The 15,254-nt window shown below is 71.4% G+C and carries 15 protein-coding genes; 5 read left to right on the top strand and 10 right to left on the bottom strand.

What is annotated here, in order from left to right:
• Window positions 1-4: 4 nt before the first annotated feature.
• Window positions 5-1,276: an alpha/beta fold hydrolase gene (locus tag MJ604_RS20580; RefSeq protein ID WP_243060558.1), complete on the top strand. Its 1,272-nt coding sequence runs from the start codon at window positions 5-7 to the stop codon at window positions 1,274-1,276.
• Between the two features lies 1 nt (window position 1,277).
• Here the strand turns inward: MJ604_RS20580 and MJ604_RS20575 are convergent, their stop codons facing one another.
• Window positions 1,278-1,928, bottom strand: a complete 651-nt coding sequence (locus MJ604_RS20575; protein ID WP_243060557.1) for a histidine phosphatase family protein — start codon at window positions 1,926-1,928, stop codon at window positions 1,278-1,280.
• A gap of 71 nt (window positions 1,929-1,999) precedes the next feature.
• Here MJ604_RS20575 and MJ604_RS20570 point away from each other — a divergent pair, with 71 nt between their 5' ends.
• A complete protein-coding gene (locus MJ604_RS20570) occupies window positions 2,000-2,593 on the top strand; it encodes a hypothetical protein (protein WP_243060556.1) in 594 nt (197 codons plus the stop codon).
• Between the two features lie 18 nt (window positions 2,594-2,611).
• On the opposite strand, the gene MJ604_RS20565 is transcribed toward MJ604_RS20570, so the two are convergent.
• Both MJ604_RS20565 and MJ604_RS20560 read right to left on the bottom strand, forming a co-directional pair.
• On the bottom strand, window positions 2,612-4,813 hold the full coding sequence (locus MJ604_RS20565) for a 3-hydroxyacyl-CoA dehydrogenase NAD-binding domain-containing protein (RefSeq protein WP_243060555.1): 2,202 nt from the start codon (window positions 4,811-4,813) through the stop codon (window positions 2,612-2,614).
• 162 nt (window positions 4,814-4,975) lie between these two features.
• Window positions 4,976-6,187, bottom strand: a complete 1,212-nt coding sequence (locus MJ604_RS20560; RefSeq protein ID WP_243060554.1) for an acetyl-CoA C-acetyltransferase — start codon at window positions 6,185-6,187, stop codon at window positions 4,976-4,978.
• 57 nt (window positions 6,188-6,244) lie between these two features.
• On the opposite strand from MJ604_RS20560, the gene MJ604_RS20555 reads away from it, so the two are divergent.
• Window positions 6,245-6,982, top strand: a complete 738-nt coding sequence (locus MJ604_RS20555; RefSeq protein ID WP_243060553.1) for a MerR family transcriptional regulator — start codon at window positions 6,245-6,247, stop codon at window positions 6,980-6,982.
• Here the strand turns inward: MJ604_RS20555 and MJ604_RS20550 are convergent.
• On the bottom strand, window positions 6,979-7,392 hold the full coding sequence (locus MJ604_RS20550) for a pyridoxamine 5'-phosphate oxidase family protein (RefSeq protein WP_243060551.1): 414 nt from the start codon (window positions 7,390-7,392) through the stop codon (window positions 6,979-6,981). The two genes, MJ604_RS20555 and MJ604_RS20550, sit on opposite strands and share 4 nt — an antisense overlap.
• 70 nt (window positions 7,393-7,462) lie before the next feature.
• Here MJ604_RS20550 and MJ604_RS20545 point away from each other — a divergent pair, with 70 nt between their 5' ends.
• Window positions 7,463-8,362 (top strand): NAD(P)H-binding protein, encoded by a 900-nt coding sequence (locus MJ604_RS20545; RefSeq protein WP_243060550.1) that lies wholly within the window; start codon window positions 7,463-7,465, stop codon window positions 8,360-8,362.
• Here MJ604_RS20545 and MJ604_RS20540 read toward each other — a convergent pair.
• The 6 genes from MJ604_RS20540 to MJ604_RS20515 form a co-directional block, all read right to left on the bottom strand.
• Window positions 8,331-8,924, bottom strand: coding sequence for a type II CAAX prenyl endopeptidase Rce1 family protein (locus MJ604_RS20540; protein ID WP_243060549.1), 594 nt, complete (start codon window positions 8,922-8,924; stop codon window positions 8,331-8,333). The two genes, MJ604_RS20545 and MJ604_RS20540, sit on opposite strands and share 32 nt — an antisense overlap.
• A gap of 2 nt (window positions 8,925-8,926) precedes the next feature.
• Entirely contained in the window at window positions 8,927-10,369 is a 1,443-nt protein-coding gene (locus MJ604_RS20535; protein WP_243060548.1) for a DEAD/DEAH box helicase, read from the bottom strand.
• 164 nt (window positions 10,370-10,533) lie between these two features.
• A complete protein-coding gene (locus tag MJ604_RS20530; protein ID WP_243060546.1) occupies window positions 10,534-10,728 on the bottom strand; it encodes a CsbD family protein in 195 nt (64 codons plus the stop codon).
• A gap of 25 nt (window positions 10,729-10,753) precedes the next feature.
• Entirely contained in the window at window positions 10,754-12,202 is a 1,449-nt protein-coding gene (locus MJ604_RS20525) for an NAD(P)/FAD-dependent oxidoreductase (protein WP_243060545.1), read from the bottom strand.
• Between the two features lie 23 nt (window positions 12,203-12,225).
• Window positions 12,226-12,960, bottom strand: coding sequence for a glutamine amidotransferase (locus tag MJ604_RS20520; protein ID WP_243060544.1), 735 nt, complete (start codon window positions 12,958-12,960; stop codon window positions 12,226-12,228).
• On the bottom strand, window positions 12,957-14,123 hold the full coding sequence (locus MJ604_RS20515) for a CaiB/BaiF CoA-transferase family protein (protein WP_279236401.1): 1,167 nt from the start codon (window positions 14,121-14,123) through the stop codon (window positions 12,957-12,959). The genes MJ604_RS20520 and MJ604_RS20515 overlap by 4 nt, the downstream gene beginning before the upstream one ends.
• A 224-nt stretch (window positions 14,124-14,347) precedes the next feature.
• On the opposite strand from MJ604_RS20515, the gene MJ604_RS20510 reads away from it, so the two are divergent.
• Window positions 14,348-15,169, top strand: coding sequence for a hypothetical protein (locus MJ604_RS20510; RefSeq protein WP_243060543.1), 822 nt, complete (start codon window positions 14,348-14,350; stop codon window positions 15,167-15,169).
• Window positions 15,170-15,254: the final 85 nt, after the last annotated feature.

Here is a 15,254-nt window from a genome sequence, read left to right as displayed (position 1 = left end):
CCCGGTGACCAGCACGCGGATCCCCGGCTTCGTCCTGACCGACCACGTCGTCGAGGCGCCGCTCGACCACCGCGACCCGGACGCCGGGACCATCGAGGTGTTCGCCCGCGAGGTCGTCGCCGCCGGCCACGAGGGCGAGGACCTCCCGTGGCTGGTGTTCCTCCAGGGCGGTCCCGGCGCGGCGTCGCCCCGGCCTGGCGGCGCGGGCGGCGGCTGGGTCACGGCGGCCGCCGAGCACCACCGGGTGCTGCTGCTCGACCAGCGCGGCACCGGCCGCTCCACGCCGATCTCCGCCAAGACCGTCGGCGGGCGCACCGACGCCGAGCTGGCGGCGTACCTCCGCCACTTCCGCACCGACGGCATCGTCGGCGACCTCGAGGTCCTCCGGCGGCAGGTCGCCGGCGGCGAGCGGTGGTACACGCTCGGCCAGAGCTACGGCGGCTTCATCACGATGACCTACCTGTCGCAGGCGCCGGAGGGGCTGCTCGGCTGCTACGTCACCGGCGGGCTGCCCGGGCTGACCGCGACCGCCGACGAGGTCTACGCCCGCACGTTCCCGCGGATCGCCGGCAAGAACCACGCGTTCTACCGCCGCTACCCCGGCGACGTCGCGGCCGTCCGGCGCATCGCCGACCACCTCGACGAGCACGACGTGCGGCTGCCCGACGGCGACCGGCTCACCAGCCGGCGGCTGCGGCTGCTCGGCCAGCTGTTCGGGATGAGCTACGGCTACGAGCAGGTGCACTGGCTGCTCGAGGGCGCCTGGCACGGCGACCGGCTCTCCGACGGCTTCCTGCACCAGGTGATGGCCGAGACCGGCTTCATCGACCAGCCGCTGTTCCCGCTGCAGGAGTACATGTACGGCCGCCCCGGCATCGGCCCGACCGCCTGGGCCGCCGACCGCGCGATCGCGCAGCGCCCGGAGTTCGCCGCCGATGCCGACCCGCTGCTGTTCACCGGCGAGACGATGTTCTCCTGGATGTTCGACGAGATCGCCGCACTGCGGCCGTTCCGCGGCGCGGCCGACCTGCTGGCGTCGTACGACGACTGGCCGCTGCTGTACGACGTCGACCGGCTCGCGGCCAACGAGGTCCCGGTCGCGGCCGCGGTCTACTTCGACGACATGTACGTCGACTCCGGGCTCCAGCTCGAGACCGCGGAGCGGGTCGGGAACGTGCGGGCCTGGGTCACCAACGAGTACGAGCACGACGGCATCCGGGCCGACAGCACGCGGGTGCTCGGGCGGCTGCGCGACCTGCTGAACGGCAGCATCTAGCTCAGCGGTAGGTCAGCGCGTCGCCCTCGAGGTGCGGGTGCTCGTTGAACGTCAGCAGCCGGGCACCGGTCGAGCCGACCACCACACGGGTGAACGACGCGTTCACGATCGTGGTGTTGAACCGGTGCCACGGCCGTGCGTACGACGCCGCGTCGGCGTCCGGGTCGGCCAGTGCCGCACAGGCGACCGCGATCGGCCCGCCGGAGGTGACCACGACGACGGTCTCCCCGGCACCGGCCCGAGCGACGGCGCGGTCCAGCGCGGACCGCACCCGGTCGACGAACCCGGGCCAGGACTCGGCGTACTCGTCGTCGAAACCGCCACCCGTCCACCGGGCGGTGGCCTGCTCGAACGCGCGCTGGAACCCGCGCCGGTCGAGCTCGCCGGTCGGGTGGTCCGGGTCCGCGGCGACGACCGACAGGTGGTCGAACTCGTCCCACCCGAGGTCCTCCTCGGGCGCCCATCCCGCCGCCTCGGCCGTCTCGCGGTGCCGGCGCATCCCGCCGCGGAGCACCGCGGTCGGCGCGACCGCACGCTCACCCAGCCAGCGGCCGAGCAGCCGGCCCTGCTCCCAACCGGTCTCGGACAGCACGTCGTAGTCGTCCGCGCCGAACGACGCCTGACCGTGCCGGACCAGGATCACCACGCCCATGGTCGCCGACCCTAGAGGGCTCCCCCATCTGGGCCATGACCGGACCGGTCGTCGAGGCGTAACGTCGAAAGATGTTCATCCAGATCATCCAGGGTCGATGCACCCGACAGGACGAGCTCCAGGCCGTCCTGGACCGCTGGTCCCAGCAGCTCGCCCCGGGAGCGGACGGCTGGCTCGGCGGCACCTACGGCTTCACCGACGACGACCTGTTCATGGCGGTCGTCCGGTTCGAGGACCGCGAGGCGGCGATGGCCAACTCCGAGCGCCCCGAGCAGGGCCGATGGGCCGAGGAGATGATGGCCTGCTTCGACGGGCCGGTGGAGTTCCACGACTGCGACGACGTGGTCCTGCTGTTCGACGGCGGGTCCGACGACGCCGGGTTCGTCCAGGTCATCCGCGGGAAGGTCGACGATCCCGCCCGGCTGCGCCGGCTGATGACGTCCGACCAGGCCGAGCTGAAGCGGATGCGCCCGGACATCCTCGGCGCGACGCTCGCGATCGAGCCGGACGGCACCTTCACCGAGACCGTGGCCTTCACCGACGAGGCGAGCGCCCGCAGCGGTGAGCAGACGGAACCGCCCGAGGACGTCCGCAGGGAGCTCGACTACGCGATGCAGGGCGCGACGTTCTACGACCTGCACCACCCCTGGTTCAGCTCGCGCTGAACCAGGGGCAGGCGGCGATCAGGCCGGGAACGACCCGCCGGAAGCAGCCAGGTCCCGCAGGTACGGCGTGGGGCGGAAGCGCTCGCCGTACTTCTCGGCCAGCTCGTCCGCGCGGGCGACGAACGCGCCGAGGCCGACCTGGCCCGCGGCGTTCTCGTAGCCCTGCATGTACTGCGCGGCGCCACCGGTCACCGGCGGGAAGCCGATGCCCATGATCGAGCCGATGTTCGCGGCGGCCGCGGACTCGATCACGCCCTCCTCGAAGCACTTCGCGGTCTCGAGCGCCTCGATGAAGAGCATCCGCTCGCGCATGTCCTCGATCGGGATCATCTCCGACGCGACCGGGAACGCCTCGGCGAGGCCGGGCCAGATGCCCTGGCGCTGGCCGTTCTCGTCGTAGTCGTAGAAGCCCGCGCCCTTCAGACGCGACGGGCGGCCGAGCTCGATCATCTTCGCGACGACCTGCTCACCGGCGGACGGCTCCCACGAGCGGCCCTCGCGCTCGGCGGCGTCGGCGGACGCCTTCTGGATCTTCGCCATCAGCTCCATGTTCAGCTCGTCGCTGAGCTGGAGCGGGCCGACCGGGTAGCCGGCCGAGGTGCCCGCGCGGTCGATCGAGACCGGGTGGACGCCCTCGCCGAGCATGGCGAGGCCCTCCATGACCTGGGTGCCGATGACCCGCGAGGTGTAGAACCCGCGGCTGTCGTTGACGACGATCGGCGTCTTGCGGATCTGCTGGACCACGTCGTAAGCCTTGGCCAGCGCGACGTCCGAGGTCTCCTTGCCCTTGATGATCTCGACCAGCGGCATCTTGTCGACGGGGCTGAAGAAGTGCAGGCCGATGAAGTCGGCCGGCCGGTCCACGCCCGCGGCGAGCTCGGTGATCGGGAGCGTCGAGGTGTTGGAGCACAGCAGCGCGTCGGCGTTCACGTACGGCGCGATCTCGGCGAAGACCTGCTGCTTGAGCGACGGGTCCTCGAAGACGGCCTCGATCACCAGGTCGCAGCCGGCCAGGTCGGCCGGGTCCGCGGTCGGGGTGATCCGGTCCAGCAGCTCCTGGGACTTCTCCTCGGTGAGCTTGCCGCGCGAGACGGCCTTGGCGTTGATCTTCTCGGAGTACGCCTTGCCCTTCTCGGCGCTCTCGAGGGCGACGTCCTTCAGCACGACCTGCATGCCGGCGCGGGCACACGAGTACGCGATGCCGGCGCCCATCATGCCGGCGCCGAGGACGCCGACCTTCGTGGCGGTGTACGGCTCGATGCCCTGCGGGCGGAGCTTGCCGGCGTTGATCGCCTGCAGGTCGAAGAAGAACGCCTGGATCATGTTCTTCGAGCCCTGGTTGACGATCAGGTTCGTCAGGTAGCGCGACTCGATCCGCGACGCGGTGTCGAAGTCGCTCAGCGCGCCCTCGACCGCGGCGGCGAGGATCGCCCGCGGCGCGGGGTAGACCGCGCCCTTGGTCTGCTTGCGCAGCAGCGCCGGGAAGGCGGGCAGGAAGCCGGCCAGCGCGGGCGACGTCGGCGAGCCGCCGGGCATCTTGTAGCCGGGCTTGTCCCAGGGGTTCTGGCTCTCCTCCGGGTTGGCCTTGATCCACGCCTTGGCAGCGGGGACGAGCTCCTCGCGGGTGGCGACCAGCTCGTCGACCAGGCCCTTCTCCTTAGCGGCGGCCGGGTTGAACTGGGTGCCGGTGAGCAGCACGTCCATCAGGCCGGCCTGGAGGCCGAGCAGCCGGACGATGCGGGTGACGCCGCCCCCACCCGGGAGCAGGCCGAGGGTCGACTCGGGCAGGCCGATCTTGACCGACCGGTCGTCGACGGCGATCCGGTGGTTGGTGGCCAGGCAGATCTCGAAGCCACCGCCGAGGGCGGCGCCGTTGATCGCGGAGACGACCGGGCGCGGGTACAGCTCGAGCCTGCGCAGGCTGGCCTTGACGGTCTCGCCGAGCTCGAACACCGACGCGGCGTCGGCCTTGGTCGCCTGGACCATGTTCTTGAGGTTGCCGCCGGCGAAGAAGGTCTTCTTCGCGCTGGCGACCACGACGCCCGTCACGTCGTCGACCTCGTCGTACAGGCGCTGGACGCACGCGGCCATCGCCTCGATGTAGAGGTCGTTCATGGTGTTGGCGCTCGCCGTCGGGTCGTCGAGCGTCAGGGTGACGATGCCGTCGGCGTCCCGGTCGTAGCGGACGGCGGTCTGGTTCTCGGTGCTGGTGCTGCTCATGTCTGGTTCGTCCTCTTCAGCTGAAGGAAGGTCAGTGGTTCAGGGGGGCGGTCGTGTCACCGGGTCTCGACACGCGGGTCGCGGCTTCGTTCCTCAGCCGCGCCGCTTGCTCGACCACCGACGTATCGCCCGATCGTGGCCGGTCGTCGGAGCGCTTCGCGCTCAGACGACCTCCACGATCGTCGCGATACCCATGCCGCCGCCCACGCAGAGCGTGGCGAGGCCGCGGCGCAGGTCGCGGCGCTGGAGCTCGTCGACGAGCGTGCCGAGGATCATCGCGCCGGTGGCGCCGAGGGGGTGGCCCATGGCGATCGCGCCGCCGTTGACGTTGGTGACCTCGTGGCTGATGCCCATGTCGCGCATGAAACGCATGGCGACGGCGGCGAACGCCTCGTTGATCTCCCAGAGGTCGATGTCGCTGGCCTCGAGGCCGGCCTTGGCGAGCGCCTTGCGGGCCGCCGGCGCCGGGCCGGTGAGCATGATCGTCGGGTCCGCACCGGACACCGCGGTCGCGATGATGCGGGCGCGCGGGGTGAGGCCGAGGTCGATGCCGACCTGCTCGGTGCCGATCGCCATCAGCGCGGCGCCGTCGACGATGCCGGACGAGTTGCCGGCGTGGTGGACGTGGTTGATCTTCTCGACCCAGTGGTACTTCTCGAGCGCCACGTCGTCGAAGCCGGCCTGCGCGCCGATGTCGGCGAAGCTCGGCTTGAGCCCGGCCAGGCCCTCGGGGGTCGTGTCGGGGCGGATCGTCTCGTCGGTGTCGAGCACGGTGAGGCCGTTGAGGTCGCGGACCGGTACGACGGCGTTCGCGAAGTAGCCGTTCGCCCAGGCCTTGGCGGCGCGGTGGTGCGACTCGGCGGCGTACGCGTCGACGTCGGCGCGGCTCCAGCCCTCGAGCGTGGCGATCAGGTCGGCGCCGATGCCCTGGGGCACGAAGCCGGTCTTCAGCGCGGTGGCCGGGTCGGATGCCCAGGCGCCGCCGTCGGAGCCCATCGGCACCCGGCTCATCGACTCCACGCCGCCGGCGAGGATCAGGTCCTCGAAGCCGCCGCGGACGCGGGACGCGGCCTGGTTGACCGCCTCGAGGCCGGAGGCGCAGAAGCGGTTGAGCTGCACGCCGGCCACGGTCTCGGGGTAGCCGGCCTTGAGCGCGGCGGTCTTGGCGATGTCGCCGCCCTGCTCGCCGATCGGGGACACGACACCGAGCACGACGTCGTCGACGCGGTTCGGGTCGAGGGAGGGGTTGCGCTCCTTGATCTCGTCGAGGAGGCCCACGATCAGGTCGACGGGCTTCACCTCGTGCAAGGTGCCGACCTTCTTGCCCTTGCCGCGGGGAGTTCGGATGTGGTCGTACACGAATGCCTCAGCCATGGACCGATTGTGACACTATTACTGTCACCGTCAAGATCGGTCAGTGTGAGGAGGGTCATGGAGGAGAGCGTGGAGTCGCTGCGAGAGCTGCTGACCCTGGACGACCTGACCAAGCGCGTCGGCATGAGCGTGCGGAACATCCGGTTCTACACGACCAAGGGCCTGGTGCCCCCGCCGATCCGGCGCGGCCGGTCGGGCTACTACAGCGCCGACCACGTCGCCCGGCTCGAGCTGGTGCAGGAGCTGCAGGCGCACGGCTTCACCCTGTCGGCGATCGAGAAGTACGTCGCGGGCATCCCCGCGGACGCCTCCCCCGAGGACATCGCGCTGCACCGCACGATGCTCGCCCCGTGGCAGGTGGACCGGCCGGTCGAGATGTCCCGCGCCGACCTCGACCGGCGTACCGGCCGCACGCTCAGCGACGAGGACCTCGCGACGCTCGCGGCGCTCGGCATCGTGTTCCGCACCAAGCGCGGCCGCTACGAGGTCGCGGTCTCCCAGCTCTCGGTCGGCCTCGGCCTGCTCGACCTGGGCTTCCCGACCGAGGCGGCGCTCGCCGCCGCGGACGTGTACGCCGAGCACGGGCGGCAGATCGCCAAGGAGCTCAACGAGCTCTTCCGCACCATGGTCTGGCCGGTCTACAAGGAGTCCGGCGCGTCCCCCGAGACGCTGCGCGAGGTCGTCGAGCGGATCAAGCCGCTGTCGATCGCGAGCCTGGTGTCGGCGTACGAAGCGGCCATGGACGAGACCCGCCGCGAGCAGGTCGAGGCGCGCAGCCGCCGCCCGCGCCGTTAGGTCCGCATCCGCAGCCAGGGACGGCTGAGCGGGAACCGGCGGCCGGTGACGTCGGTCGGGACGATCTCGACGACGTTCGGCTTGTCCGTGCCGACCCAGGGGCGCAGCGGGAGGTTGTCCGCGCGGTGCGCCTCGTCCTCCTCGAGGTGCCGGGCGCGGCCGCGCACGACGACGCTGGTCGCCTCCTCGTCGCCGATCTCGTCGATCTCGAAGGCGACCTCGCCGCCGAGCTCGACGCCGAAGAGCTTGTTGCCGGCGGCGGTGCGGAAGAGCAGGGTCTCCCCGTCGACGGCGTAGTTGATCGGGGTGATGTGGAGCTCGTCGACCACGGTGAACGCGAGCCGACCGAACTCCTGGGCACGCAGCAGGTCCCAACACTCCTGCGGGTGCAGCTCGTTGTCGTCGTTCATGCTTCGAGGCTAGGACGGCGAGCGGCCGGATGGGAGGGGTCGAAGGTCCCCACGTGGGTACGTACCCGTCGTGAACCGACAAGGCCCGACCGTGCTCGTGACCGGTGCGACCGGCTTCGTGGGCAGTCGGCTGGTGCCGGCGCTGCTCGAGCGAGGCTGGAACGTGCGGGCGATGACCCGGCACCCCGAGACGTACGACGGCGAGGGTGAGCCGGTCGCCGGCGACGTCAGCGACCCGGGCTCGCTGGCGGCCCCCCTCGACGGCATCGACGTGGCCGTCTACCTCGTGCACTCGCTCGACGACGACGCGTTCGCCGAGAAGGACGCCGAGGCGGCCCGCGCCTTCGGGCTCGCCGCCGCGGCGTGCGGGGTCCGGCAGATCGTCTACCTCGGCGGGCTCGGCCCGGACGACGCCACCCTCTCGGCACACCTGCGGTCCAGGCGCGAGGTCGAGCGGCTGCTCGGTGAGGCCGGCGTGCCGGTGACGGTGCTGCGCGCCGCGATCGTGGTCGGCGCCGGCGGCATCTCGTGGGAGATGACCCGCCAGCTCGTGAAGAACCTCCCGGCGATGGTGGTCCCGAAGTGGGCGTCGACCCTGACCCAGCCGATCGCCGTCGACGACGTGGTGCGCTACCTCGCCGGCGTGGTCGGGCTCGAGGAGGCGCTGGGCCGGACCTTCGAGATCGGCGGCGCCGACCGGCTCACGTACGTCGAGATGCTGCAGCAGGCGAGCGAGGTCATCCGGGGACGCTCGGTGCCGGTCATCACGGTCCCGGTGCTGACGCCGCGGCTGTCGTCGTACTGGATCGCGTTCGTGACCAACGTCGACCCGACCACCGGGCGGAACCTGATCGACTCGATGGGGACCGAGGTGGTCGTCACCGAGGACGCGATCCGGGACCTGCTGCCCGGCGAGCCGCTGTCGTACGCCGAGGCGGTCAGAAGAGCTGTGGCAGCGCGAGGAGCATGACCAGCGACCAGGTCATGTGCGTGATCGCCGGCGCCAGGACCCCGCCGGACGACCGGCGCTCCAGCCCGACCACGAGGCCGAGGACCGCCGCGGCCGCGACGAGCGCGACGTTGCCCGTCGCGAGCGTGACCACGGCGTACACGAGCGTGCTGCCCAGGACCGGTCGCCGCGTGAACGCCGCGTAGACCGAGCCGCGGAAGAACAGCTCCTCGGCCAGGCCGGTGACCAGGGTGACGGCCACGATGAGCGGACCGGAGCCCCGGTCGGCGTACGCCGTCACCGAGGACACCTGGTCGTCGAACAGCGACAGCTCACGCAGGACGAGCGCACCCAGCAGGAACACGCCCGCCAGGAGCGCGCCCACCAGCAGCGGGCGCACGACCGTGCGCTCACCCAGCGGTACCGGGCCGCTGGCGAAGGCGCCGGCGGCCCACGTCGCCGCAAGGGCGAGCGCGGACGGGTAGAACCACGCGCTGCCCGGCTCGATCCCGAAGGACAGGCCGAGCAGCGCGGTGCCGACGAGGAGGAAGCCGACGAGCGCGGCCCGGCGGCTTCCCCTCATGGTCAGCGGCGTCCGGAGCTGAACGTCGAGGCGCTGTGCCGCTTCTGGCCACCGGCCGAGGCCGCCTGGCCGGACTGGCGCCGGGGCTTGCCGCCGGTGGACTTCGTCGCCGAGCCGGTGCTCTTCGCGCCGGTGGACTTCGTCGCCGAGCCGCCGCGGCGACCGCGGGACCGGTTGCGGCCACCGCCACCGCCACCGCCGGCGGCGGTCTTGGGGCGGGGCTTGCTCTCGGGGGCCTCGACGGCCAGGCCGCCGGGGACCAGGACCCGCTCGCCGGGGGCGAGCTCGGCCAGGATCGCGTGGCTGGAGCCGACGACCTTGGTCGTGGTCGGCTTGATGCCGGCCGCGCGGGTCAGGTCGCGGACGTCGCGGACCTGCTCGTCGGTCATCAGCGTGACGACGGTGCCCTTGTTGCCCGCGCGCGCCGTACGGCCCGAGCGGTGCAGGTACGCCTTGTGCTCGACCGGCGGGTCCGCGTGCACGACGAGCGACACGTCGTCGACGTGGATGCCGCGGGCAGCGATGTCGGTCGCGACCAGCGTGGAGGCCTTGCCGGAGTGGAAGGCGTCCATGTTCCGCGTGCGGGCGTTCTGGCTCAGGTTGCCGTGGAGCTCGACGGCGGGTACGCCGCTCTTGTTGAGCTGGCGGGCGAGCGCCTTGGCGCCGTACTTGGTGCGGGTGAACACCACGGTGCGGCCGGGCGCGCTGGTCAGGTCGACGAGCACCGGGACGCGGTGCTCGCGAGCGACGTGCAGTACGTGGTGGTCCATGGTCGCGACCGGCGACTGCGCCGAGTCGGCCTGGTGGGTCACCGGGTTCCGCAGGAACTGCTTGACCAGGGTGTCGATCGCCTTGTCGAGCGTGGCCGAGAACAGCAGCCGCTGGCTGTCGCGCGGGGTCTTGCCCATGATCCGGCGCACGCCGGGCAGGAAGCCGAGGTCGGCCATGTGGTCGGCCTCGTCGAGGATGGTGACCTCGACCTGGCCGAGGTCGCAGTGACCCTGGCCCATCAGGTCCTCGAGCCGGCCGGGGCAGGCGAGGACGATGTCGACGCCGCGGCGCAGGTTCTGCACCTGCGGGTTCTGGCCGACGCCGCCGAAGACGGTCATCGTGGTGAGGCCGGCCGCCTGGGCGAGCGGGCGCAGGGAGTCCTCGATCTGGGCGACGAGCTCACGCGTCGGCGCGAGCACGACGGCGCGCGGCTTGTTGGACCGCGCCGGGCGGCCGGACTGCGTGAGCCGGGCGACCAGCGGGAGCAGGAACGCGTAGGTCTTGCCGGAGCCGGTGCGGCCACGGCCGAGCACGTCGCGGCCCGCGAGCGAGTCGGGGAGCGTGGCGCGCTGGATGGGAGTCGGGTCGGTGATGCCGAGGTCCGAGAGGATGGAGACGAGGCTGCTGGGCACACCGAGATCGGCGAAGCCCGCAGCGGAGACTGCAGAAGACAAGAGGGGATCACTCACTGTTGGCGTGTCTCGCCAGATGGTTCCCGAGAAGGAAGGCGCGAGCCGCATGAGGGCCGCGCAAAGCCCGAGGCAAGACGGAACGGGCTGCGTCCACGAGTGTAGAGGACGCAGCCCGTCCGACCGGCATCGTCGCGCTGTGCCGTTGGTTACTTGGTGAGGCCGTCCTTGACGTCCTTGGCGGCGTCCTTGACGTGCTCGCCGGCCTGCTTGACCTTGCCCTCGGTCTGGTCGGCCTTGCCCTCGGCCTCGAGGTCGCGGTCGCCGGTCGCCTTGCCGGCCGACTCCTTGCCCTGGCCCTTGAGCTCGTCCATCTTGTTCTCTGCCTTGTCCTTGAGTCCCATACCGAGGCAGTGACCGGTCGGCGGCTCAGCGAAACGTCAGGACGCCGTCGTCGATCGGGAGGCGGTTGATCGCGCGGAGGTCCTTGAGGTAGTTCTGCCGCAGCTTCCACGGCTCGCGGTCGCCCTGCTTCGGCAGCTCGTCGAGCGCCCGCTGGATGTAGCCGGAGCTGAAGGAGATCAGCTGCTCCTCGCCGACCGACGGGTCACGCGGTGCCACGGCCCGTCGTACGCCGTGCTCGTCCATGTGGCGCAGCAGCCGGCAGACGAAGTCGGCGACCAGGTCGGCCTTCAGGGTCCAGGACGCGTTCGTGTAGCCGATCGTGAAGACGAAGTTGGGGACGTCGCTGAGCATCAGCGCCTTGTACGTCAGGGTCTCCGGCATCTTCACCGGCTCGCCGTCGACGGTCAGCTCGACGCCGCCCATCGCCTTCAGCTTGAGGCCGGTCGCGGTGACGATCACGTCGGCCTCGAGCTCCTCGCCCGAGCGCAACCGGATGCCGGTCTCGGTGAACCGGTCGATGTGGTCGGTGACGACCGAGGCCGTACCCGCACGGAACGCCTTGAACAGGTCGCCGTCCGGCACGAAGCAGAGCCGCTGGTCCCAGGGGTTGTAGGCCGGCTTGAAGTGGGTGTCGACGTCCATGCCGGCCGGGAGCTGCTTCGCGACGCCGGCGCGGATCACCTTCTTCACGAACGCGGGACGGCGCTGCGCGAGCTGGTACGTCGCGACGGTCAGCAGGATCGCCTTCCACCGGACGATCTGGTACCTCAGCTTCGAGGGCAGCCGGTGGAGCCGCGTGGCGACCGGGTCGCGGCCGGGCAGGGACAGGACGTACGTCGGGCTGCGCTGCAGCATCGTCACGTGCTCGGCGCCCGCCTTCGCCATCGCCGGGACCAGCGTCACGGCGGTCGCGCCGGAGCCGATCACGACGACCTTCTTCCCCGCGTAGTCGAGGTCCTCCGGCCAGTGCTGCGGGTGCACGACCTCGCCCCGGAAGTCCGCGCGGCCCAGGAACTCCGGGGTGTAGCCCTCGTCGTAGTCGTAGTAGCCGCCGCAGCCCCACAGGAACCCGGTCGTCAGCGTGGTCGGCGTCCCGTCGTGGTCGATCTCGACGGTCCACAGACTCGTGTCGGAGTCCCAGCTCGCGCTGAGGACGCGGTGCCGGTACCGGATCAGCCGGTCGACGTCGTACTCCCGGGCGACGGTGCGGACGTACTCCAGGATCGACGGGCCGTCGGCCAGCGCGACGTCGCCCTCCCAGTGCCGCCACTTGAAGCCGAACGTGAACATGTCGGAGTCCGAGCGGATGCCCGGATAGCGGAACAGGTCCCACGTGCCGCCGCTGGCGGCGCGGGCCTCGAGGATCGCGACCGACTTCCCGGGGTGCTCGGTGCGCAGCCGGCAGGCCGCTCCGATGCCCGAGAGGCCGGCGCCGACGATGAGGACGTCGATGTGTTCGGGGCGCTCCGTCATGGACCGACCTTACTGAATATCTGTCAATTGGAGTAGTGCCGGACGAAGCCCTCGATGATCCGCTGCGGGTGCTCGACGTGCTGGGTGCGCGCCATGGCCTGGATCTCCTCGGCGAGCTCCGGCGGGTCGAAGTAGCCGTGGTGGCGGTAGACGTCGATGCGCAGGCACAGCCCCTCGACGTCGAGCTCGGGGTGGAACTGGGTGGCGTAGACGTTGCGGCCGAGGCGGAACGCCTGCACCGGGCAGGTCGCGCTGCTCGCGAGCAGGACCGCGCCGTCCGGCAGGCGGGAGACCGCCTCCTTGTGGCCGAGGAACGCGTCGAACGTCGTGGGGAGCACGCCGAGCAACGGGTCCTGCTGGCCGGCCTCGGTCAGCGTGATGGCGACTGCCGAGATCGGCTCGCCGTAGGTCCGGTCGACCAGGCCGCCGCGCAGCCCGCCGAGCACGCCGACGCCGTAGCAGGCGCCGAGGAACGGGAAGTCCGCGTCGACCACGCGCTCGGCGAGCGCGCGGAGCTCGGCCTCGGCGCGCTTCTGCGCCGCGGACTTGATGTCCTCGGGGTCGCTGGAGTTGAACGGCCCGCCGCCGAGGATGATCCCGGACCAGTCGTCGAGGTCGACCGTGCCGAGCGGGTCGCGCTCGAGGCGGACGCGGCGTACGTCGCGCTCGTCGAGGCCGGCGTACCGGAGCACAGCGGCGTACTCGCTGTCGGCGGTGTCGTCCTCGGCGCGGGTGCCGAGGAACAGGAACGGCTTCATGCTTGGACGGCGGCGCCCGACTCGATCAGGTCGTCGACGTTGTCGATGCCCCAGGCGGTCAGAGCGTCGCGGGTGCTGTCGCCGGCGCTCTCGGCCAGCCGGCCGATGCTCGCCCCGGTGCGCGAGAAGCGCGGGGCGGGGGCGGGCTGGAGGTAGCCGTCGTGCTGGACCAGCGTGCCGCGCGCCTTCATGTGCGGGTGCTCGGCGGCCTCGGTCAGCGGGATGATCCCGGCCACGCAGGCGTCGGTGCCCTCGAAGATCGCGACCCACTCGGCCTGCGTCCGCTGCAGGAACGTCTCGGTGATCAGCTTGCGCAGCGCGTCGGCCTGGTCGGCGTCGTACCGGTCCGGGGCGGTGTCCTTGATGCCGAGCAGGTCGACGAACGCGTCGTAGAACTGCGGCTCGAGCGCGCCGACGCTCATGTGCTTGCCGTCGGAGGTCTCGTAGATGTCGTAGTACGGCACGCCGCCGTCGAGCAGGTTGACCGCGCGCTGCTCCTTGAAGCCGCCGGACGCGAGGAACGCCGCGGTCATCGTGTTGAGGTGCGCGGTGCCGTCGACGATCGCGGCGTCGACGACCTGGCCCTTGCCGCTGGTCTTCGCCTCGAGGAGCGCGGCGAGGACGCCGATGACGAGGTACGTCGACCCGCCGCCGAAGTCGCCGACCAGGTTGGTCGGGAAGTGCGGGCGGCTCGGGTCCTGGCCCAGGCCGTGCAGGGCGCCGGTGATCGCGATGTAGTTCATGTCGTGCCCGGCGGCCAGCGCGAACGGGCCGTCCTGGCCCCATCCGGTCATCCGTCCGTAGACCAGCTTCTCGTTGCGCTTCAGGCAGTCGTCGGGGCCGAAGCCGAGCCGCTCGGCGACGCCGGGGCGCATGCCCTCGATGAGGACGTCGGCGTTCGCGACGAGCTCGAGGACCGTCTCGACGGCCTCGGGCTTCTTGAGGTCGAGCGCGACGCTCGGCCGCCCGCGGTTGAGCAGCATGTGCGCGCCCCCACCCGCCAGCGCCTGACCGCCCGGCCGCTCGACCCGGATCACGTCCGCGCCCAGGTCGGCCAGGATCATGCACGCGTGCGGCCCGGGCCCGATGCCCGCGATCTCGACGACCTTCACGCCCTTCAGCGGCCCGGTGCCCTGTCCCAGCTCGTACGTCGACTCAGCCATGCCCCGCATCATGACAGAAGTGCTGTCACGGTCCCTGTGGACGACCGATCGGAGATCCCTGACTTCCGGGAACAACCCCGATCGTGCACCCCATCCCCGACCCGCTCCTCCGTGGACCCTTCACCCGGTCGACGGCACGCGCGCTCGGAGTGTCGTCCCGGATGCTGCAAGGCAGTCGCTTCGTGCGCCTTCATCCGGGCGTGTGGCGGCACCGGGATCATCAGATGTCGGAGTCGGACCGGCGGGCCGCCGCTCGGCTGGCGCTGCCGGCCGATGCCCACCTGACCGGCATCAGCCGGATCCAGGAGCTCGGTCTGGACTACGGACCCCGCCGACCGATCCGCTTCGTGATCGCGAGGGACCACCACGTCGCCCTCGAGGACGTCTTCCTCCACCGGACGGTGAAGCTGGCTCCGACCGACGAGACCGGGGTCGTCGTCCCGGCCGCCTTCCTCGCCTACGCCGCGCGGGCCCGGACGGTCGACGCGATCAAGGTCGGTGACTGGCTGTTGCGCGGGGGCCACATCTCGCTGTCCGGGGTGCGCGATCTCGCCCTCGCTGCGCCGTGGCGAGACGGTGCGCACGAAGCGGTCTGGGTGCTCGACCACCTCGACGCACGCTCCCGGTCGCTGCTGGAGAGCGAGACTCGGGCCGTGCTGTCGTTCGCCGGCCTTCCGGCGCCTGAGGTGAACGCCGCCGTCGACGTGCGCGAGGACATCGAGGTCATCGGCGACCTGGTGTACCGCGAGCTCGGCCTGGTGGTGGAGTACGAAGGCGCGCATCACCAGCAGGACCGGGATCAGTACGTGCGCGACCTCGACCGCTACGCGCTCCTGCGCAGCGCCGGCGTCCCGTACGTGCAGGTGACCAAGGAGAAGCTCGCTCGACCTCGCACCCTGGTGGGCGAGGTCTACCGGGCTCTGCTGGCGTGCGGATACTCCGGCCCGCCGCCGACGTTCGGCGAGCACTGGAAACAGCTCTTCCTGCCGGTCTCGATCGCCGTCGGTCCCCGTCGCGACCGGATCGCCGGGCGGGCGGTGAGCTAGCAACCGAATGCCCGGGGCGAACGGTTGCTGATGCACCGCTAGCAGGGGTCAGCCCCGGCGGGCGGTGACCTAGCAACCGAATGCC

This window comes from Nocardioides sp. SR21 (assembly GCF_022761125.1).
Classification (GTDB): domain Bacteria; phylum Actinomycetota; class Actinomycetes; order Propionibacteriales; family Nocardioidaceae; genus Nocardioides.
Note: the sequence above shows the minus strand (reverse complement) of the source record. Positions and strands in the feature narration are given on the sequence as shown.